Annotated in this window: 24 protein-coding genes; all 24 read right to left on the bottom strand. The window is 36.3% G+C overall.

The annotated features are described in order from the left end of the window. Positions 1-28 precede the first annotated feature (28 nt). The 24 genes from cpaB to ade all read right to left on the bottom strand — a co-directional run bounded on the left by cpaB (position 29) and on the right by ade (position 21,922). Positions 29-781 (bottom strand): Flp pilus assembly protein CpaB, encoded by a 753-nt coding sequence (gene cpaB, locus AB1349_02450; protein MEW6556196.1) that lies wholly within the window; start codon positions 779-781, stop codon positions 29-31. Positions 782-1,015: 234 nt separating this feature from the next. Next, positions 1,016-2,215, bottom strand: a complete 1,200-nt coding sequence (locus AB1349_02445; GenBank protein ID MEW6556195.1) for a hypothetical protein — start codon at positions 2,213-2,215, stop codon at positions 1,016-1,018. Next, a complete protein-coding gene (add, locus tag AB1349_02440) occupies positions 2,184-3,242 on the bottom strand; it encodes an adenosine deaminase (GenBank protein ID MEW6556194.1) in 1,059 nt (352 codons plus the stop codon). The genes AB1349_02445 and add overlap by 32 nt, the downstream gene beginning before the upstream one ends. A gap of 10 nt (positions 3,243-3,252) precedes the next feature. Beyond that, entirely contained in the window at positions 3,253-3,903 is a 651-nt protein-coding gene (gene ybgF / locus AB1349_02435) for a tol-pal system protein YbgF (GenBank protein ID MEW6556193.1), read from the bottom strand. Between the two features lie 20 nt (positions 3,904-3,923). Continuing rightward, positions 3,924-4,598 carry a hypothetical protein gene (locus AB1349_02430; GenBank protein MEW6556192.1) on the bottom strand — a complete coding sequence of 225 codons (675 nt, stop codon included), beginning with the start codon at positions 4,596-4,598 and terminating at the stop codon, positions 3,924-3,926. Between the two features lie 73 nt (positions 4,599-4,671). Beyond that, entirely contained in the window at positions 4,672-5,643 is a 972-nt protein-coding gene (locus AB1349_02425; protein MEW6556191.1) for a sugar phosphate isomerase/epimerase family protein, read from the bottom strand. Between the two features lie 17 nt (positions 5,644-5,660). Beyond that, complete coding sequence (locus AB1349_02420) at positions 5,661-5,996, bottom strand: DUF86 domain-containing protein (GenBank protein ID MEW6556190.1); 336 nt, start codon at positions 5,994-5,996, stop codon at positions 5,661-5,663. Next, a complete protein-coding gene (locus tag AB1349_02415; protein ID MEW6556189.1) occupies positions 5,989-6,324 on the bottom strand; it encodes a nucleotidyltransferase domain-containing protein in 336 nt (111 codons plus the stop codon). The genes AB1349_02420 and AB1349_02415 overlap by 8 nt, the downstream gene beginning before the upstream one ends. Continuing rightward, positions 6,321-7,181 (bottom strand): S-methyl-5'-thioadenosine phosphorylase, encoded by an 861-nt coding sequence (gene mtnP / locus AB1349_02410; GenBank protein MEW6556188.1) that lies wholly within the window; start codon positions 7,179-7,181, stop codon positions 6,321-6,323. The genes AB1349_02415 and mtnP overlap by 4 nt, the downstream gene beginning before the upstream one ends. Further along, positions 7,178-8,479 carry a DHH family phosphoesterase gene (locus AB1349_02405; GenBank protein MEW6556187.1) on the bottom strand — a complete coding sequence of 434 codons (1,302 nt, stop codon included), beginning with the start codon at positions 8,477-8,479 and terminating at the stop codon, positions 7,178-7,180. The genes mtnP and AB1349_02405 overlap by 4 nt, the downstream gene beginning before the upstream one ends. Beyond that, the gene (locus AB1349_02400; protein ID MEW6556186.1) at positions 8,466-9,155 is read right to left on the bottom strand and encodes a hypothetical protein; all 690 of its coding nucleotides are present in this window, start codon (positions 9,153-9,155) and stop codon (positions 8,466-8,468) included. Before AB1349_02400 ends, AB1349_02405 begins: the two co-directional genes overlap by 14 nt. Positions 9,156-9,190: 35 nt before the next feature. Continuing rightward, positions 9,191-10,159 (bottom strand): sugar phosphate isomerase/epimerase family protein, encoded by a 969-nt coding sequence (locus tag AB1349_02395; protein MEW6556185.1) that lies wholly within the window; start codon positions 10,157-10,159, stop codon positions 9,191-9,193. Positions 10,160-10,296: 137 nt separating this feature from the next. Next, positions 10,297-10,515, bottom strand: a complete 219-nt coding sequence (locus AB1349_02390) for a hypothetical protein (protein ID MEW6556184.1) — start codon at positions 10,513-10,515, stop codon at positions 10,297-10,299. Then, the gene (locus AB1349_02385) at positions 10,512-11,843 is read right to left on the bottom strand and encodes a pyrimidine-nucleoside phosphorylase (protein MEW6556183.1); all 1,332 of its coding nucleotides are present in this window, start codon (positions 11,841-11,843) and stop codon (positions 10,512-10,514) included. Before AB1349_02385 ends, AB1349_02390 begins: the two co-directional genes overlap by 4 nt. 56 nt (positions 11,844-11,899) lie before the next feature. Then, a complete protein-coding gene (gene recJ / locus AB1349_02380) occupies positions 11,900-14,119 on the bottom strand; it encodes a single-stranded-DNA-specific exonuclease RecJ (protein MEW6556182.1) in 2,220 nt (739 codons plus the stop codon). Positions 14,120-14,149: 30 nt separating this feature from the next. Next, on the bottom strand, positions 14,150-14,968 hold the full coding sequence (locus AB1349_02375; protein MEW6556181.1) for a purine-nucleoside phosphorylase: 819 nt from the start codon (positions 14,966-14,968) through the stop codon (positions 14,150-14,152). A 9-nt stretch (positions 14,969-14,977) separates the two neighbouring features. Beyond that, positions 14,978-15,601: a DUF47 family protein gene (locus AB1349_02370; GenBank protein ID MEW6556180.1), complete on the bottom strand. Its 624-nt coding sequence runs from the start codon at positions 15,599-15,601 to the stop codon at positions 14,978-14,980. A 25-nt stretch (positions 15,602-15,626) separates the two neighbouring features. Then, complete coding sequence (locus tag AB1349_02365) at positions 15,627-16,658, bottom strand: inorganic phosphate transporter (protein MEW6556179.1); 1,032 nt, start codon at positions 16,656-16,658, stop codon at positions 15,627-15,629. Positions 16,659-16,684: 26 nt separating this feature from the next. Next, positions 16,685-16,900 (bottom strand): DUF2283 domain-containing protein, encoded by a 216-nt coding sequence (locus tag AB1349_02360; GenBank protein ID MEW6556178.1) that lies wholly within the window; start codon positions 16,898-16,900, stop codon positions 16,685-16,687. After that, the gene (locus AB1349_02355; GenBank protein ID MEW6556177.1) at positions 16,869-17,210 is read right to left on the bottom strand and encodes a hypothetical protein; all 342 of its coding nucleotides are present in this window, start codon (positions 17,208-17,210) and stop codon (positions 16,869-16,871) included. The genes AB1349_02360 and AB1349_02355 overlap by 32 nt, the downstream gene beginning before the upstream one ends. Then, positions 17,207-18,430: a phosphopentomutase gene (locus AB1349_02350; protein ID MEW6556176.1), complete on the bottom strand. Its 1,224-nt coding sequence runs from the start codon at positions 18,428-18,430 to the stop codon at positions 17,207-17,209. Before AB1349_02350 ends, AB1349_02355 begins: the two co-directional genes overlap by 4 nt. Next, complete coding sequence (locus AB1349_02345; GenBank protein MEW6556175.1) at positions 18,427-19,188, bottom strand: hypothetical protein; 762 nt, start codon at positions 19,186-19,188, stop codon at positions 18,427-18,429. Before AB1349_02345 ends, AB1349_02350 begins: the two co-directional genes overlap by 4 nt. Positions 19,189-19,256: 68 nt before the next feature. Beyond that, positions 19,257-20,219: a DNA methyltransferase gene (locus tag AB1349_02340; GenBank protein ID MEW6556174.1), complete on the bottom strand. Its 963-nt coding sequence runs from the start codon at positions 20,217-20,219 to the stop codon at positions 19,257-19,259. Then, positions 20,216-21,922 carry an adenine deaminase gene (gene ade, locus AB1349_02335; GenBank protein ID MEW6556173.1) on the bottom strand — a complete coding sequence of 569 codons (1,707 nt, stop codon included), beginning with the start codon at positions 21,920-21,922 and terminating at the stop codon, positions 20,216-20,218. The genes AB1349_02340 and ade overlap by 4 nt, the downstream gene beginning before the upstream one ends. Between the last annotated feature and the right edge of the window lie 22 nt (positions 21,923-21,944).

Raw genomic sequence — 21,944 nt, 5'->3', positions numbered from 1 at the left:
AATTTTTCATTTTGCATTTTTAATTGCCTTATTTTGAAAATACGCCCACTGTAGTCGCACCTAAATTAACAACTGTGTGGTCATTTAAGCCGCGAAGTGCTAACCGCAAAACACCTTTCTCAGCAGCTAAGACAAGCGCCTGTGCCTCAAAAGGTGTTACCGCAAGTGTTACCGTAGGCAGTACATCTTCCGTCGGTGTTGATATATCACCACCTGTGAACCCTACGGATGTTTGTGTTCTGGTAGATGCCGCACCGATAATATTTTGTTTATACGCAAGCACAAGTACATTTTGCAGAACTGTTACCGCTTTTTCCTGCTCGTCTAATGTGCATAAAACATCTACATAGTTGCCGGGTTTTATCAATTCTGCAACGCCACTGGCAACATCTACCGAAACGGATACAGCCCGTTTGCCTTCGGGAATCACTATAGCAAGCCCCGTATCTTTGCCGGGTGTTAATAGTTTAGTAGTAACGACCTGCTCACCTTGTTCAATAGGTACTGCGGTCGCATAGATGTTCATGCCGTCTTCATTCACAAGTTGCGAGACCGATTCAAGTGCTTTTGGCATTTTGTAGGCAGCAGGCACTTTGATAGTATCAACCATATAGTCCTTGAGAAGCGTTCCTTCGGCAATATAGCCTCTTGCAACAAGCACCTCGGTCATCTGGGCGCCATAACGGTATTTCTGCTCCAGTGAACGAATCAGCCCGAACGATAAAATAACAGCAAAAAGTCCTAAAATGACTGCAATCAAAATTATTCTTTTGCTCTTCATTCAACACCTCCATTAACGGCAAATTCTAAATCCTAAATCTGAAATCCGAAATTTCAATGAAACTCCCCGCAGCAATTTACGTGGTATTTTAAATGTAAGCATTTGCTTACATTTTGTATGGGAATCCCAATGTTATAGATCCCCACCGGAACCTGTTGTCCATTCGGCATTCTGTCTCTCTGGCTCGCTGTTTTTATGTTCCTATTTTTATTTTACAAGAATTTTTTAGATTTGTCAAGTTTCTGATTCTAAAGCCGATTGGGCGTATTTATAATAAAATAAACTACGTTCTGACTTGTTTTTTATTTCTTTCCGCGGGATTGTGAGCACATTCATGCCTTTAGGAACATTAAACGATTGCTCTACAAAAAGTTTGATAATTGCAGCAGGTACCGAGTAGAGAACATCAAACGGGTTTTGTTCTTTTTTGCCTTCTGAAATTTCTTTGGTTCTGTTAAATGTTCGCTGAAAATTATCTTTGATAAGTTGTATAATTTTTGCGACATTTGGCGGTAAGGAATGAAGTTCTACTTTGTCAATCGGCAGCGTCCATAAATCTATTTCTTTCAGTTTTTCCAATTCCTCATCGGTTAGTTTTACAGGCGGTTCAAAATAAACGAGTTTTAGATTGTAAGGTATCCCAGCATACAGCGTATCTGTGAGTTCCATTGTCATCGGCGTTCTGTATTCTATATCCGTGTTGACACCATTATAAAAAATACTGTATCCTTTGTTAATATAACTATCTGTAAGTTGATTTACGAGCCACCAAGAAAGACAACTTTCCCACGGTGCAAAACATGGACCGAACTCTTTAAACAACAAATACCTGATATTGTCACAGGAGATATTTATAACATTTTCTATTTTTGACAGTTCTTTATAGAAAGTGGACTTGCCACTGCCAGCCGCACCGATTGGTATTATTAAAACCGGCTTTTTGTTTGTAAGCGGTTGGTTGACCCAGTTCGGATTGTTTTTTGAAGCGTGTTGAATGAATGATTCTATATGCTGAATACCGGTTTGGTATAATTTCTGTAAATCAAAACCGGTAACTTGCGATTCTACAATTGCTAAAAAGGTATTCAGAATACTGTAAGGACTTAATCTGAAACAGTTAGAAAAATTTTTTAGTGTCTCAATCGCTTTCTCTAAACTCGGTTTGTTTCTTATCCGAAAAATTCCACGACGGGAATTTACTATAAAAACAGGAATATCATAGATGTTTCGTGCTAACCGCATCGCTTTCAGTGTGTCTTCATTAGCAAGTGTTGTTTCAACAATACTATGCAATGAAATATAAACATCCTTTGTAAAAAGAACTGAATTGTCATCTTCTATAATCTTGCCTAATTTTTCAAGCCCATATGTATTAACCAGTTTTCTTAATAAATCCCGTGTCTCACTGTGCCGTTTGAATTTTTGCTGTTCCATAAATAATTGTGTTTATCTCCTTCTTTATTAAAAGTGCCAGATTTTTTTTGTCCTGCTCCGGCAGAAATGCTGCATCAACACCATTAAATATGATTTTGACTAAATCATCTAATTCAAACCCGAGATGATTAACTAATATATCATATTCATGTGTTAAATCAATCCCGCTTACCGACCTATCGTCAGTATTCACCGTTACTTTTAAGCCCTGATTGTAAAACTCTTTGATTGGATGTGCTTCTAAACTTTCTACAACCTGCGTCTGGATATTTGATGTAATACACATTTCAATTGGTATTTTTTTTTCTTTAACTATATCAATAAGTTTCTCGCTGCTTTTAGAAAGATGAACCCCGTGACCTATTCTGTCAACTGGTATATCAAAAATTTTTTTCATCCCACTCCCCATCGGTGTTTCACCAATATGACAGGTAAGCGGTATTTTGTAACTTTTTGCTTTTTTAAGAAATTTGATAAACTTTTCAGTTGGATAATTTACCTCATCACCCGCAAGGTCAACTCCGACAACACCTTTATCTGAATATTTTCTGGCAAGTTCAACCGTCTGCCAGTTTTCGTCGTCTGTAATCATCCGATAGCAACACAGTATTGCGTTTGCTTTTATCTTGAAATCTCTTGAACCCTGCTGTAAGCCGAATAATGCTTTTTTTACAACCTCGTCCATTGGAAAATCTGCTGTTGACTGAAGTGCAGGCGCAAACCTGGTTTCAAAGTATTTTATATTTTCTGCTTTACAATCTTCACATAACTGATAGGCAATCTTTTCAACCGCTTCCGGGTTTTTTAATAGCGGATAAAAAAAATTAAAGACCTTCAGAAATTCAGCAAGAGACCGACAGTTTTTGGAAACCTGAACATATTTTTTGAGTTCGTCAGGATTTGGAGTTGGCAATTTTATATTCTGTTTTTTGGCAAGTTCTAAAATTGTTTCAGCCCTTACAGAGCCATCAAGATGACAGTGCAGGTCAACTTTCGGTATTTTCTTAAGCAATTCTTTTATATCCATTTAGCGATATTTATTCATTAGCATCTTGTGGTGGTAATTGTTCTTCTGATTTTATCGGCTTCTTCGTTTTTTTTATAGGCTCTTGTTTTTTGGGTTTTTTTGTTTTTTGACCTTTTAATTTGGCGATTTTTTCTTTTGCTTTTTCTGCTTTTTTAGAATCCGGGAAGGTATCTATAACCTTCTGATATTCTTCTATCGCTTTCTTGCTATTATCTATTTTTTCATAACAAACTGCTAACTCAAACTGGGCATTGACCGCTTTTTTTGAGTCAGGATATTTTTCTAATAGTTCCTGATATGTTTTGATTGCTGTTTCATATTTTTCTTGCTTTTTTTGATAGATAGAACCTATCTGCAAATATGCATCAACTGCTTTCTTTCGTTCAGGAAATTTATCAATTACCGCCTGGAATTCTTTTAATGCTTCCTCGTATTGTTTCAGTTTCAAATAGCAAGTACCGATGTTGTATTGGGCATCGGCTGATTCTTTTGTCTCTGGAAATTCTTTTAGAAAATTCCTGTAGGATTTAATCGCATCCTCATACTGTTTCCCTTTTTGGAGTGTTTTTGCTTTTTTGAACAAATCTATTTCCTCCTTCTCAGAAAACAGAAACCCACAACAAAAAACTGCCAACACCAAGCCAACAAAAAACTTTTTCATAATCCCCCCTTGAACGGAAATTAAAAATTAGAAATTTCTTTTGACTGGATTAACAGGATTTTATTTTTTGTAATTATTTGTTTTATTTCAACCATAACTTTGTCTATTTTGGGAATAAGATGGTCTATACCCGGCACATCAGTATCAATAACCAAAACCGGTATTTTAGATTCTCGCAATAATCTATCTCTGTCATCATACAGATATGTTTTCTCCATCTCTTCACGGGATACCAGATGGTCGTCGGTGCCTTTAGCAAGTGCTGCTTTATGTCTTGCTACATTTCTTGCCCAGCAGGTTTCAAACGAGCAATCAATATAGAGGATTATTGAATTATTCAAAACCTGTTCTGAAAAATTTGTTAGTGCTTTAAAATAGTTCTGCCTTGAGAATTCTATAAATACTGCACAGTTATCTTTTTGTAATGCGAGAACATCTTTATCAACCTGTTTCAGAATGTCATTCCAAACATTGTCGTCAGTAACCAGATAGCCGCCGTCAGCTGTTTTTTTACAATGTACCCAATTGCCCGTTTTTTCATCTGCCTGAAAAATAGCCCATAATTTTGGAAAGTCATCAACCCTGACAAAATCGTCAAAAAACTTTTCTTCTTTCAGTTGGGCAGAGATCCGTCTGAAAATTTCGGATTTGCCACAGCCTGGTCTGCCTAACAAGAAAATGTTTAAGCACTTCATTAACCCATAACCTCCATTCGCTACGCTCACCCCCGAATAAATTCGGGGGCTACATCTGACTTAGTATTCCAATTTATGTCGTCATTATATCCTTTACATATTCTGCCTCTTTTTTCATTATCTCGCTTGTATTCAAAAGTTCATCTACTTCTCTAACCGCTGTTTCTAACACAACAATTTCTACTTTTTTCTTTCTGAATACTTCAAAAAGATTTTTCAGATTCTCTTTTTTTAGAAACCCGGATTGATAATGTAACGGCGGATGAAATTTTTTTACAACCGGAATATAATCGTTGAGATGAACCTGCGAGATATATTTTTCAGGGATTGTATTCATAATGTTTTCAGGCGGGTTGGGAACCTGGCAGCCTGCATCAGCCCTTGTGAACCAGTGCCCGATATCAAAACAAAATTTTATCGTTTTACCGCGGGAATCAATCATCTCAAGAATCTCAAGACATTCTTCAATATCAACAAGTATAGAATCAAACGCCGTATTGTTTTCAAGATGGAACATTATCCCTTTTCTGTAAGTATACGGCACCAGGTCTCTCAGCGACTTCAACAGGTTTTCTGTAACCTGTTTTCTATACAGCCCAACTGCCTGATAAAACGGCACACTGCCGGGATGCATCACAATATTTATACAGTTCAGTTTGGCAGCAAAATCAATATACAGTTTCAATAATCCAACCGCAAGTTCCCTGTCCTCTTTTTGAAATGCACACACAGCAGCACAGATATATGTGTAGGGCAGATGAAGTGAAAGTGTAATATTTTTTTTATAGGCAGTTTTTTTTGCTTTTAGTACCGCCGACGACGATATCTGTAAAAATGGATTGGGTATCCCGCCATCAAGTTCAACATGGTCAAGCAATACATCAGCGGCAACATTTATCTGATTTACAATATCCCGCTTTGATTCAATCTGTACTTTTGCGTCCATATCCGCAACTGTGAGAGTCCCTTCTTTTAGTTTTCTCTTTTCATCGTCTGACAGAAAAGTAGTGTTTAACAAATTCGTAAAATCCCTACCTATTCGCATATCCACTCCTTTCTAAATTATTTAATAATTTTTTCTATTTTTTCTTTCAGCAATGGAATTTCATTTTTTATAACACTCCAAACGATTTCCCATTTCACACCAAAATAAAAATGAATAATTTTATCTCGCATACCTGCCATATTTTTCCATTCAATATTTTTATATTTCTTTTTAAAATCAGTTGAAATATTTTTTGTGGCTTCTCCGATAATTTCAATATTACGAACAACTGCATCTTGTGTTTTCATGTCCCGTAGAAATTCATCATATTCTTTATTTTCTGTATAACTTTTAATTTTCTCAATAGCCTCAATGATATCTTTTAAAAATTCTTTTTCACTTCTTTTAAACATAAATAACACTCCTTTTAATTTCGTCTTTAACCTCTTTTATTCTTATGGTTTCTATACTTATAGGAGTCAGTATTTCAACTTTTCTGTTAAATAGATTTTCAAGATAATTTGATAAATCTATAAATGTGTCATAAAGTCCTTTAAAATTTTCACCAAATTTGTTTAATTCAAATTCAACAAGAAAATCTATATCACTATTTTTTTTCTGTTCTCCTCTGACAAAAGAACCAAACAGTCCTATTTTTTTAATATTATATTTTTTCAACACTTTTTTGTGTTTTTTCAATGTTCCCAAAATTGCTTTATCTGTAAGTTTTTTTGCTCTCATTTTATATACCTCCCAACTAATGGTTTTAGTTTTTTTAGTGTTGTCTTGTTAAGTGCTTTCGGTTGTGTGAAAATCGCATTTTTTACGGCTGTCGCACATCTACATTTTCTTTCTTTTTTCAATTCGGGCAAAATCGCCTTAACTAACCGCTTGACATTATTTGAATTCGCAATAAGATTTTCAATAACTTTTTCTATCGTTACTTCCTCGCCTTCCTTCCAGACATCATAGTCGGTGACAAGCCCGATTGTAACATAACATATTTCTGCCTCGCGGGCCAATTTTACCTCGGGCAGTGCCGTCATACCAACAATAGAAAAACCAAGTTTTCTGTTCACCTCTGATTCCACCTTCGTTGAAAATTGCGGTCCTTCTATACAGACATATGTTCCACCTCTATGCACGGAGATACCAAGTTCTTTCGCCTTATTATAAACAATCTCTGAGAGAACAGGACAATACGGCTCGTCAAATGCGATATGACCGACGACACCATTCCCAAAAAATGTATTCGGTCTTAGCCGTGTTCTGTCAAACAACTGGTCAGGAATAAAAAAATCTCTGGGTTTTATCTCTTCTTTCAGAGAACCACAGGCAGATGCAGCAATTATTCTTTCAACCCCAAGTGTTTTAAGCGCATAGATATTCGCTTGTGAGTTTACTTCCGTCGGTAAAAATCGGTGACCTTTTCCATGTCGTGGTAAAAATGCACATTTTATCCCTTCAAGTGTGCCTATAACAATACTGTCTGATGGCTTCCCAAACGGCGTTTTTAGCTTTACCTCTTTAATATCTTTGATTCCATCAATTTCATAAACACCGCTACCACCAATAATCCCAACTTTTACATCATTCATTCTTCCCCCAGAATAATAAGAAATTCTTTCATAATCTCATATAATGAAACACCCGAACTTCTTGTTTTGAACTCTGCTGCCTTTGGATGACCACCGCCTGAAATCTCGCCTCGGTGCCCAAATTTTGAAACCAACTTTTCTACAAGTTGTGTTGCAATGTTGCCACAGTGAATTTTATCAGTATTCGCTCTGAATGAAATATGAACACCGTTTTTTTCGCCAAGCCAGTTGAACATAACAAGCACACAAGGATTACCCAATTCGTAGAGTTTCACAGAACCAACCATCGGCATCAATGCAACATTGTTTCCGACAAACAGGTAGATATTTACTCCATCAAGTTTATTGAACAAGGCAACATTATCAAACATATTTTTGGATTTATTCCAGTCGTCTAAAAAACACTGATATATTTTTCTGGCAATATTTTTATAGAGCATTTGCTCTATATGTTTTGCCGTCGGAATATAGAGCATTTGCTCTATAAAGTCGTCGGGCGAACTGTAATCTTTCGCTTTCAGATTAAGCAGAGTGTCAAATGCAAACTCAACCTGTCTTCTATTTTTAAGTTCTGGAATTCTATCATTATAAAAATACTGAAACCCACCGCCGGAAAGTGCGAAATAAAATTCAGCAATTTGGTTTAATACTGTTGTTTTTTCTCGCTGGTTGACTTCAAACATCGTCGGACGGGAAGATATTTTCTTGACAAGGTTCGGAAATTTTTTAATTGCATCGTCGTAAAACGGTTTGACAAATGGTGCGACAAAATCAGTTGCGGGCTCAATTGCCCAGTCGCCTTTAAGCCCAATCAAAGTCAAGAAATCATCAAGTTCGTCACGCAAACCCATTGCCTGTGAAACCATATTACACAAAATAGCAGCAGACGAAAGTGTATATTGCGGGATAGATGGATTAAAAACTAAACATTTGTTCGGATATTCACCGACAAGCGGGTGATGGTCAATAATTACAACATCTTTTATTAAATCAGGATACTCATTGTAATAACCCATTGTCGCTTTATCAACTATAATCAGTAATTCGTAATTTGTAATTCGTAATTCGGATTGAATCCGATGTTTTTCAAGTTCCATCGTCTCAGGAATACGATATATAATTTCAGCACCAAGTTTTTTTAATATTCTGTAAATTATAGCGCCCGAAGTCAAACCATCAGGGTCATCGTGAAAAAACACAAGACACTTTTTGCCTTTTATATTTTTCAATAATTCAACTATTCTCTTAAATCCGTCTGGTTTTTCTAACTGCTCTTTTACAAATTCAGAATAACTCATTAATTACCTTTTCGTCAATTTGTTTTCTTAAACTTGCAAGTCCTGCTTTACCTGATACAGTACTGTCTAAAACAACCGTTTTAGTCGGCACTAATTTCATAAGTTCTTTTTCTGACCTAATATATGCCTCTTCATAATCATCAGTTTTATAATATGTCTTCATCAAATCAAGCGGGACGATATGGTCGTCGTGCCTGTTCGCAAAGTCTACCTCGTACTGCGATGCATGGCTCACCTCTGAATGAATTCGGGGGCTACATTGTGATTTCTGAAATCTTGCAACATTTCTTTTATAACATTCTTCAAAAGTACTGTAAATGTATAGAATTAGTGAATCATTCAGAACATCTTTTGTAAAATTTTCAAATGCATGGCAGTAATTATCACGAGCAAACTCTATAAAAATAATTTTGTTGTCTGCTCTTTCTTTTTTTACAAGTTGGCATAACTCCTTCAGTGCCTCATCAACAACAGACCAGTCAGTAACAGCGAAGCCGCCATCTTTTAAAATGTGCCTTTTGAAGTCACTATCTCTCGCAAGTATCTCTTTTAATGTCAGGAAATCATCTCGCCGTGGACAAAAAATCTTTTTTTTCTCAACTATTTCTTTCAAGATTTTATAGACGACTGATTTCCCACAACCGGGTCTGCCTAACAAAAATACAAAATGTTTCATTCCTTGTTCCCACGTTCTCGCTAACGTGAGAATGATTATTTAAATATTCCCTTTATGTATGCTGTTTCCTGCTGAATAATATCGTCTCTGTTTTTTACCTGTTCAAGTGTTTTGAATGCGGTTTCTAAAACAATCACTTCCGGATTTTTCTCTTTTAGTATTTTCCAATAATTTTCAAGATTCGCTTTTTGTAAAGGACCGCGGGTTGTATGTAGCGGTGGATGAAAAATTATTTCTTTCGGTATATAATCGTTAAGATGCATCTCGCAGATAAACTCGTCAGGTATAATTTTTAATTTCTCTTCTGGATTCAATGGTATCTCTTTGCCTTTTTCGGCTCTTGTGAACCAGTGCCCAATATCAAAATTGAAATAAAGTTTTACACCGTTTGCACGAACTGCTTTTACAACTTCAATACAATCTTCCGGTTCGGCAAAGATATTATCAAATGCAACATTGTTTTCTATATGGAGTTTCAGTCCTTTACTTTCTGCGTATTTACCAACCTCGGTGAATGATTTCACAATCTGATTAAAAAATTGTTTCATATAAATATCAGAAACCATATAAAACGGTGCAGTGCCTGGATGCATAATAAGATATTTTGCGCCAATATCAGCTGCAAAATCAACATATACCTTCTGAAGTTTTACAGCAAACGAGCGGTCAAGTTCCTGCAAACTTGAAATAGAAGAACCGGCATTGGAGTAGGATAGATGGACGGAGAGTGAAATTCCGTTTGTTTCTGCCAGTTTTTTAATTTTTTTTCGTTGCAATTTAGAAAACTCAGGATATGGATTGGGCACATCGCAATCAAGTTCCAGATGGTCAAGTCCTAATTCTTTCGCTTTTTTTATCTGGAACTCAACACTTTCTTTGAACTTAATAAGCCCGAGTGCATTCATAGAAAAAAGCGTCAGGGTTTCATTAAGAATTTTTTCCTGAATATCCTTTTCCAAGACATCAAATACAAAAGTGTTTGTAAAATCCCGTCCAAGTTTCATCTGTTCTCCTTTTTTCTTATAAGCCATTCACGAAATGCTTTAAGACGAGGAAGTGATTCTCTATCTCTTAATCGTTTTGCTGACTCTTTACTTTATGTTTATTAAAAACCTTTGCAAGTAATTTTGCCTGTTTATAATCAAATCTTTTTTCCATAGCCAAGCCAGGATGGTAATTTTTTTTCACACCATTGACGATATTCTTTCATGGTCTTGAAAGCACGAAAATACGGTTCGTCATCTAAAACTGGCTTATATGTATGAATAAACGAATAGTTCAGTCGTTGTTTTAATGTTCGTTTAGAAGCTGCCTCAAAATCCTCAATCCAAGTTTTTATATCTCTATTCACTTTCTTCATTTGTATTTCTCTACTTTATCCTTTGTTACTCTTGCATAGAAGAATTTTGGTGGTTTTGTTTTTTTATTTCCGATTGTATAAGCGTTCAGGAATTTTTCTTTTGCCTCGTTGAATTTCTTTTCGTTTCCGTCAGTATGGAAAATTGCAAGTGGTTCATCTTTTTCCACTTTGTCGCCAACCTTTTTCTTTAAGTAAATCCCAACGGATGGGTCAACGATATCCTCTTTTTTCGTTCTGCCAGCGCCTAAAATGAGTGATGAAAGTCCAACTTCAAGTGCATTTATGTTTTCAACATAGCCCGATTGCCGACTGCATATTGTTATCTGCTTTTTACATTGTGGCAAAAGTGACGGATTATCAATCGCTTCTGGATTCCCGCTTTGTGCCTTTACCATTGCTTTAAGTTTTTCAAGCCCTTTTCTATTAGCAATTATCTCTCTCAATTTTTTCTTACCTTCGTCAGTTGTCTTAACAATTCCAGAAATCAAAAGCATATTACTTCCTAACTCAATACATAAATCTGTTAGGTCTCTTGGACCAACGCCATTTAAAGTATCTATTGCCTCTTTAACCTCTATTGAATTACCAATTGCATACCCGAGCGGCTCTTCCATACTGGTGATAAACGCTACCATTTTTTTACCTGCACCTTCGCCGATATCAACCATCGCTTTTGCGAGTTTTAATGCATCTTCATATTTTTCCATAAATGCGCCGGAGCCGGTTTTTACATCAAGCACGATTCCGTCGGAGCCAGCCGCTAATTTTTTTGACATAATACTTCCGGCAATCAAAGGAATAGAATCAACCGTCGCTGTTACATCACGGAGTGCATAGATTACTTTGTCAGCGGGTGCAAGTTGTGCGGTCTGTCCCATCAAAGCAAGCCCAATAGTATTCACATTCTGAATAAATTTTTCTTTGGTAAGCGAACAGGTAACACCTGGGATTGATTCCAGTTTATCAATCGTTCCACCTGTATGCCCCAATCCTCTCCCTGTCATCTTCGCAACCTTTCCACCACAGGCAGCGACAATCGGACCTAAAACGAGTGTTGTCGTATCTCCGACACCGCCGGTTGAATGTTTATCAACCTTGAAACCCTTTATACCCGATAAATCTACTCGTTCACCTGAATCAACCATTGCCATTGTTAAATCAGTAGATTCTCTTGCGGACATACCACGAAAAAAAACCGTCATCAAAAACGCTGCCATTTGATAGTCAGGGATTTCGCCTTTTGTAAAACCCTGAATAACAAAATTGATTTCCTCTTTTGACAATTCTGCGCCATTTCTCTTTTTGTAAATTAAATCATACATTCTCATAAAAGCTTTGCCGTCTGTAAATTAGTCCATTTGTACTAAATTACCATCGCTATTTTTTAGAAAATACCGTCCGATGGTTTCAAATCCAAAATTTTCAGTTGTGCTGATTCTTTTGTCTGCCATACATTTATTTCAAGTTGGAACGCGACATTTACTTTTTGTCCTTTTTTGAAATCAGCGGCTCGCCGGCCCAACTGCCAGCCAATACCGCCTATACCTATTTTATCATCCTTGAACCGCGTTCTTAAATGCGCTCCATCAATCCCAACACTTGAAAACTCGCTTAATACAATATCATTGAGTATAAAAACAGGGTAATCATTCCCAAATCCACAGGGTTCTAACAATTCAAGTTCTTTAATAAGTTCAACTGAAATCTCAGATGCTGATATTTCACAGTCAATTAAAAGTTTAGGAACAAGTATTTCGTCTGTAATTAAACTATTCGCAATAAACTTTATCCGTCTGATAAACTCATCAAGATTATTTTTAACTACTGTCAGTCCTGCAGCTTTTTTATGTCCACCGTACTTTACAACTATGTCTTTACATTTTTCTATCGCAGACACTATATCAAATCCTTCAATACTTCTGGCAGCGCCTATAGCCTCGTTATTTTCAAGTATAAGAAGGATTACCGGCTTGCCGAATTCTCTTAGTATTTGGTTTGCAGCAATCCCTGTAACACCATGCTGTAAATTATCTACCACAGTCACAAAAATTTTATCAGTTTCAATATCGTTTTGTTTAATCGTCTCATCAATAAAACTTCTTATATTGATTTTCTGTAAGTTTTTTCTTTTATTATTAATATCAAGAATTTCATCAAATAACTTATTGGCACGGTTTTTATCGGCAGTGTTAAGTAGTTCAAAAGATAAATCGGCTTTGCCATAACGCCCGGCGGCGTTCAAAAATGGAACTATAGACCATGAAATTTTTTTGGCAGTAAACGATTTTTTTTCAATCTGAAGATTCTTAACAATAGTATAAATTCCGGGTTTTTGGGAATTATACAGCATGGGGATACCATATTTAACAAAAACTCTATTCTCGTTGACCAGTGGAACTATATCTGCAATTGTGCCTAAAGCAACAAGATATATGTAATTTTCAATAAATCTCTGTTGTTTTTTCTCTTGCATTAAAACAAGATGTTCAAAAATTTCAGCAGTAACAATCGCATCACTTAACGCTCTATGATAATTTTTAATTTCAACATCTAAGTCCTTCGCCAGTGCATCAAGCCCGTGCGATCTAAACGGAAACAAGGCACGCGATATCTCAAGTGTATCTATAACTTCGTTAGGAATCTCTTCTTTTATTTTTCGGGCAGCCAGATATAAAAATGCGGTATCAAAATTCGCATTATGGGCAACAATAATTGCATCACCAAGAAATACTAAAAACTTTTTTATAACTTCTGTTATATCCGGCGCATCTTTACAATCTTCATCTGTTATCCCGTGAATTGCACTTATACTTTTTGGGATATGGGAATGTGGCTTCACCAATGTTGAAAATGTTCCTATCTGAACAAAATTTCTTATTTTAACCGCACCGATTTCAACTATCTCATCCATCAGCGGTGAAAGCCCTGTGGTTTCTATATCCAGCACAACTATATCTTTGGCAAAATATCTTGAGTACGAAAAAGCAAGTGCCTGAAAAAGTTTGAATGAGACACCGCAGCCGGCGAGTTCCTTGAATGGATATTGTTCGTTTGCCGATTTCGGGTCAATTACACAAAATGCATTCGGTAGTTCAGACGATGGGGGGGGCTCGTGATGGTCGGTAATTATCACATCAATACCTATAGATTTTGCAAACTCAACTTCGCTAACACCAGAAATTCCGCAATCAACAGTTATTATTAAACTAACATTTTCATTGCGATATTTTTCAATTATCTCTTTATGGAGTCCATACCCCTCTTCAGATGGGATATACCATCGGACATCTGCGTTTAATTCCGTAAGATATGAAACTGCGATATTTGTAGATGTAATTCCATCAACATCACGGTCTCCGTAGATAAGAATTTTTTCTCTGCTGTCTATCGCTTTTCTTATTCTGTTGACTGCTTTTTCCATATCCTTGAACAAAAACGGATTATAGAGGTCGGTAAGATGTGGCTTGATAAACTTTTTTAGTTCTGAAACGGTTTTTATACCTTTCTGGACAAGTATTGAGATGAGTATTTTTGAATAGCCTGTTTTTTGTGCAAGTTCATCAATAAGTAATTTATCAACTGATTTAATTTCCCATTTTTTCATTTTTTATCGTCTAACAATGTAAGCATTTGCTTACATTTCTTTTACAATCTCTTTAATATAGCGACACAACTGTTTTCCAACTTTTCTACCCGTTTCTATAACTTCCTGATGGTTTAACGGCTGTTTCAGAATTCCTGCTGCCATATTTGAAATGTATGAAATACCAAGAACCTTTATCCCGCAGTGATTAGCAACAATCGCTTCTGGCACGGTTGACATCCCAACAACATCCGTACCAAGAACTCGTGCCATTTTTATTTCCGCTGGTGTCTCATATGAAGGTCCTCTACCTGCGAGATATACACCTTTCTGGATTTTAATTTTAAGTTTTTTAGCAACTACTTCTGCCTTTTTTATCAACTCTTTATTATAAACCACTGACATATCAGGGAATCGCGGGCCTAATTTATCATCATTGGGTCCCATCAATGGATTATCGCCCATAAAATTGATATGGTCGGTAATGAGCATAATATCACCGGGTTTGAAATTTTTATTGACTGCACCGACCGCGGAAGTGATAATAAGTTTTTCTACACCAAGATATTTCATTAACCGCACAGGATATGTCACATCTTCCAGCGTATGTCCTTCATAGAAATGCAGCCGACCTGCCATAATAAAAACCTTTTTGCCTGATAATTTACCGATAACAACTTCGCCTTTGTGTCCTTCAACAGTGGATTTTGCAAAATACGGAATTTCGCTAAACGGAATGCAAACAATATCCAAACCCGCATCAGCGACAGATGACAAACCCGAACCGAGAATTAAAGCGACTTCCGGTTTTAATTTTGATTTACTCTCAATAAACCTTTTTGATTCGTCCAATTTTTCAATAAGTTCCATATTACCCCTTTATGTAATTTTTACTAAAATATCATTAATAACATCAGCAGCCTCGGCGGCGCGATCGGCTGCGTTTGATAGATGTCTGTAGATTTCCCGTTTTTTCAGAATATTTATTACATCGTTTGTCTTAAAAAGTTCTACCAAGCCTTCCCGATACCGATGCTCTACAAAATTTTCTGCCTTCCTTGCACGAACCAGATGCTCCGCACATACACCTGGATGCTCTTTTAACTGTTTAACCGCACAGACAATATCTTTTGTTGCACTATGTATCGCCTCAACCATTTTTTTAATATAGGTATCAGGCTGAATTTCAAAAAGCGTCATCTCTTCAACAGTTGATTTCGCATAGTCCATCATATCATCAACTGCACGAGATAACGCAAAAATATCCTCGCGGTCTATCGGTGTAACAAACGAACGGTTCAATTCATCTACCAGGATTCTGCGGACCTCATCCGCATTCTCTTCTGCTTCATTCACCTTTTTCCCGTTCTCTGTCGTCGGATTATTGATAAACTCCTCAAACAGAGCAAGTCCTTTTTCTACCTCTGCTAACTGCTCATTCATCATCTTATAGAAATCCTTTCGCTTGGGAAAAAGTTTTTCTACCAAATTCATCTTCCCCATAACACATCCCTCCTTTTCATTTTTTTTACCAGCCTAACAGTTTAATCCCATTTATCAACAGAAAATAAATACCAGCTGAAACACACGCGGTTGCCGGCATAGTAACAAGCCAGACAATAAAAATATCAAACGAACTACCCCATCTTACCGCTTTGACTCGTTCTGCTGCACCCGTTCCCATAACAGCGCCGGATATTATATGTGTAGTTGAAACAGGAAGTCCGAAAATACTTGCTAAATAAATCACACCTGCCCCAGAACCTTCAGCACAAAATCCATTTATAGGTCTAATTCTATAAAGATGCATCCCAACGGTTTGTATAACTGCTTTCCCGCCTAACGCGATACCAAGTGTAATCGCAAGAGCACAAGCAACTATAACCCATTTAGGTATAAAAACTTCACCTGTCGGTTTGTACAATCCAAGCACAATAAGTGAGAAGGTAATAATCCCCATTGTCTTTTGAGCATCATTTGTTCCATGAGATAATGCAAAACACATAGAAGAACAGATTTGCAAATATTTGTAAAGTTTGTTAATTTTAGGTGTTGTGGACCGTGACAAAAAATATGCCAATTTTGTAACAATAAATGCGCCAATAAGACCCATTATCGGTGCTGCTATAAGCACAATAAATATCGTTAATACATTATTCCACTGGACAATATCTAATCCTGCAGCAACAATACCGGCACCAATAAATCCACCGATTAAAGCATGCGAGGCGGAAATAGGGAATCCAAAAATCGTGCAGATTACATTCCAGCCTGCAGCAGATATAACAGTAGCAAAAATTATCACTATTCCATATTTATCGCCGGTAATTATCGTCGGGTCTATAATACCTTTCCCGATTGTTTTAGCAACTGCAGTTCCTAAAAAATATGCGCCGATAAACTCAAAAATACTCGCGAAAAAAATCGCTTTTGCCGGTGTAAGCGCTCTTGTTCCGATAACAGTTGCAACAATATTTGCGGAGTCATTGAACCCGTTGGAAAAATCAAATACCAACGCCAGCACTACAACCAAAATACCAATTAAAAGTGTCGTATCCATTTATGATATCTCCTTTTTAAAACTTTTTACTTATATAAAGGCACTGCTACTTCTTTTGGTTCTATATCAAATTTCTTTGAAAAATTCAGCACCGTCAATCCTATCAGCTCTTCGGTTACAGAGTCATATCTTGCGAAAATTCCATCTTCAATCTCTTCCCCAACAGCTTTCTGCGGCAAACCGAAACTCAAATACATTACATCTGCCATCTTATCGTAACTTATTGAGATTTTTTTCTCCATAGACAACCTCCTTTTTTTCTTTCCTAATTTTTTTAACAAAAAACGCAGTAATAACAAAGCCATCGCCATTAGTATGTTGGGCAATCAAAAGTAAGTATTTTTCACTCACAGGAGTTTCCTTAAAATGTTTGTAGTAATGCACATTGTCTTCCTCAGGACAGTAGTATATCAAATCCGGTTGTTGTATTGTTATGGTTAGTTTTGATAATTGATTATCCATCTCGGGATGTCTTTTTCTAATATGAACCCATTGAATCGCTGTAAGTCTTATTGTTTTTCCAGTTATTGATTTAACTTCAAAAATTATCATTTAATTTCTTTTAAGAAACTTGTTCCACGCTTAAGTTTTATATCAAATAATTCTGCAATTGTCTGGCCTAAATCTGCGAATGTTTTTCTGATACCGAGATTGACATTGTTTTTCAGTCTTTTGCCGAATACGAGAAGTGGCACATATTCTCGTGTATGGTCAGTGTGTATTTTATGCGTCGGGTCGCAGCCATGGTCAGCAGTAATGAATAAAATATCGTCATCAGCCATTACCGAACATATGTTCGGTAAGAACTCATCAAACTCTTTAAGTCCGTTGTAATACGCCACAACATCCCGACGGTGGCCCCATAGCATATCAAAATCAACGAGATTTGTAAAAACTAAAAGGCGTTCTTGTGTTCTTATGTTCTTATGTTCTTGTGTTAACTTAAGAACTTGAGAACTTGAGAACTTATGAACTGCTTCAAGTGTTTTTTGCATACCATCTTTGTTGTTTTCAGTATGAATCGCTTTTGTAATCCCGTGACCGTTAAAAATATCGGAAATCTTTCCGATGCTTATTACTTCTACACCGGAATTTTTTAATTTATCAAGCAATGTCTCTTCAGGCGGGTCAATTGCATAATCGTGCCTATTTGAAGTTCGCTTGAAATTTCCAGGAGTCCCAATAAATGGTCTTGCGATTACTCTGCCGATATTATGCGGTGCAACGAGCATCTTTCTGGCGATTTCACAAATTTCATAAAGCCGATTCAAGCCGAAAATTTTTTCATCCTCGTGTGCGGCAACTTGAAAAACACTGTCAGCAGAAGTATAGACAATCGGATAACCGGTTTTGTAATGTTGTTTGCCAAGTTGTTTTATTATTTCAGTCCCAGAAGATGCATAATTTCCGAGCGTTTTCGTCCCGATTTTTTTTTCATATTCGGCAATCAATTCCTTAGGGAATCCATCAGGATAAGTCGGAAGCGGTTTTTCTGTAATTATTCCTGCTATCTCCCAATGTCCAATAATTGTGTCTTTAGCATTAGAAGCCTCAGCCATTTCGCCGTAACAACCACCGAGGGACGAGGGACGAGGGACGAGGGACGAGGATACGAGATGGTAAAGACCAAGTTTTGCAAGATTTGGGAGATTGAAATCTTTCACTGATTTTGCGATATTACCAAGTGTGTCTGTTCCAACATCATTATATTTTTCTGCATCTGGCAATGCTCCAACTCCGACAGAATCCAAAACAATTAAAATAATTTTCATAATGGTATTTGTAATACAAGAAAATAACCGTTGAAATGATGTTTGATTTTGAAAATACTGAATTTTTCTAATCCTGATTTACCAGATACTATTTCTGTTTTTCTTAAGATATTTTTTTCTTCTTCATCAGTATGGCAAGGCAAAACAAAATTCAAAGTGTCATCTTTAATTTCTTGGTACTTTTTGGGATTCAAAATGTTCCCTTCGGCTTTAATTTCAGTCATTATCCGGAAACGAAGTTTCACAGATGCTTTTTCTACATTTCTAACTTTACTGAAATTTTGTTGTTGAGAAAAAATGGTTAAGAGAGTTTGCTTAAACTCTTCTGAAATTTTTTTACCACTTTCCTTTAATCGCTCTTCTAAAACCTGTGAAAATGACTGGCTTATCAGATTTTCTATACTAATCGTCTCAAAAAAACTACCATAAACGAGGCAAATTTTTACATAACTTTCTTTCCTTCCCCTGACAAGATAATATACATCTCTTACAGGCAATAAGAAAATATCATTACCTACCTTTTCCATCTGTTGTTTAATTATGCTATTCTCTCCAATAATAATCTCCTCAATATTTTTACTCCGGGAAGGTATAGTTGAATTGAAAGATGAAACAGTATAAGAATCGCTATCTTTTAATTCTATCAATTCACCGCCTGTAAATATTTTTTTATCTTTGTTGAGCCGAATCGCCATATCAGGAAAAATTCCATCATTTCTACAAGACAGTAGATTTTTATCAAATGGAAATTTATCCAATCTTTTGACCTTTTTTAAAAGATGTTTTTGCTGAACCAACGAATAAAAGAAATGATAAATGGAATACATTATTCTCTGAACAATTCTAATACTTTTTCTTTTTTACCGACGATGGGAGCAAAATCAACATCCCATACCGTTTTCAGATTTTTAGTATAAATATAGTCCTTATAAAATCGTATTACACTGTCTTCTCTGCTGATATGTTCTAAACGATTATTAATACACCTTATATTTTCTGAATCAATCTCAATCCCAATATATTTTCTTCCAAGTTGTTTAGCAACGATGAGTGTTGTTCCTGTGCCTGCAAATGGGTCTAATACGATATCTCCAATTTTTGTGGAAGATAGAATTATTCTTAACAAAAGTGCAACTGGTGATTGCTGTTTATGGAATCTTTCTCCATTTTCTTTTCTAATTGCCTCATCACCTGCAAAATATCCAGATGTCAACTCGCGAATATCGTCCCATATATCTGTAATATACATACCGTTTTCACGCTCATATTTATAAACTGGCGGTAAGGGTGGATTAATTCTGAGACGATTGAATACTCGAGGTTTTTTTCCTTTCGTTGCAAATGCTATAATCTGATAATGTTTGCCAAATTTGTTTAAACATGGAACTGCTGAACTTTTTTTCTTCCAAATAATAAGATTTTGTAAAACCCATTCTGCTTTACGCAGGCACTGCAAAATATATTCTGTGTTTTTTTCTCTTTGCATAAAATAAATTGCTCCACCATTAGAAGTTATTTTATAAATATTTTTGCAAACCTGTTCCATAATCTGCCAGTATTCCTGTTCTGGCAAATTATCATTCCATGAATTATATTCTTTATCTTGATTGAAAGGCGGATCTAAAAAAGTTAAATCAACACTTTGGCCTGGAATATTCTTCATTAACTCAATACAATCACTTTCAATAACCTGATTTATAAAATTATTTATTGATTTATTTTTAGCGGAGTAAGTAACAGTATTCTCTTTTATTAAATATTTTTGTTTTTTGCTTTTTTTATTTTTCATACAAATAGTCCTACTATTTTCATTTTATTAACATCCACGAGACCTCTGTCGGTCAGTTTTAATTCTGGAATTACAGGCAGTGCAAGAAACGAAAGCGTCATAAACGGGTCGTCCAGAACACAGCCAAGTTTTTGGGAAACTATAACAAGTTTTTCAAGTTCTTTTACAACCGTTTCAAGTGGTTTGTCTGTCATAAGCCCTGCAATTGGAAGCGGCAGTTTACCTAGAATTTTTTCGCTATCAGCGATACATAATCCACCACCCATTTTTACTATTTCTACACAGGCGGTAAATATGGATTTATCGTTAACACCGACGCAGATTACATTGTGCGAATCATGCGCTACCGATGAAGCAATCGCACCTTTTTTTAAACCAAAACCCTTTACAAAACCCTTGCCGATATTTCCTGATGCAAGATGCCGTTCTACAACAACCAACTTCAAAACATCTTTTTTTGTATCAGAAACCGCAAGTTTATTTTTTATACCCACAGGATAAATTTTGTTTTTCGTGATAATCTGGTATGGCACAATTTCTATTACTCTGACATTTTTTTTAACTGCCGGGATTCTGAAATCAGTTTCAGCAAGCCATTTGACATTTATTGAACTACGAAGCGACACATCAGCAAGTTTGACCTTTTTGCCGACATACTTGCCGTCAACCGCTACCAACTCACCACGCCTAAAAACCATTTTCGGCTTGATATTTTTCAGGTTATCTAAAATCACAATATCCGCCTGATAACCCGGCGCAACCGCACCGATTCTTGATAAATGAAAATACTCCGCAGTATTCAATGTTGCCATCTTGATTGCTACAACACCGTCAAGCCCGAGTGAGACTGCTTTTCTTATTACGAAATCAATAGAGCCTTCGTTCACCAAATCTGGCGGATGTCTATCGTCGGTAACAAAAAAGAACCGAGAATAATTTTTTTCATTCACGAGTGGAATTAATTCCTTAAGGTTTCGTTCTGAAGTGCCTTCTCTTATCATCACATACATACCTTTATCCAGTTTTTCTTTTGCCTCTTTATAGGTTGTTGATTCGTGGTCAGAAGCGATGCCTGCAGAAATATATGCAGATAGTGGTTTACCTGAAAGCCCCGGTGAATGGCCATCAATTCTTTTTCCTCTTGCAATTTTTATTTTATCAATAAGGTTTTCATCAATACCTACAAGCCCTGGATAATTCATCACCTCACCAATTCCAACAACCCATTTTTCAGTCAGAAACGGATACAAATCAAAACCGGTCAGTTTCGCACCTGCTGTTTCCATATTCGTTGCAGGCACACAGGATGGCAGCATAAAGAAGACATTCAGTGGCTGGTTTTTTGACGACTCCAGCATATATTTTATACCATCAATCCCTAAAACATTTGCAATCTCGTGTGCATCAGTAATAACGGATGTTACACCTTTAGGCACAACTGCTCTTGCAAACTCTGAAACGGACATCATTGATGATTCAATATGGACATGCCCGTCTATAAAACCTGGCGAGATATATCTGCCATTGATATTCAGTACTTTTTTTGCCTTGTAATTTCCGAACCCGACGATAAAACCTTTATGGATTGCCACATTTTCAGGATAAACTTCGCCTGAAAAGACATTCACCAATTTACCATTTTTTAACAACAGGTCAACCACTATTTCGCCATTTGCCGCTTTAATAATTTCTCTGATATCCATAATAACATCAGTGATTAAGTGA

The sequence above is a fragment of the Elusimicrobiota bacterium genome, assembly GCA_040757695.1.
Lineage (GTDB): Bacteria > Elusimicrobiota > UBA8919 > UBA8919 > UBA8919 > JBFLWK01.
This window is presented reverse-complemented; position numbering and strand designations above follow the sequence as displayed.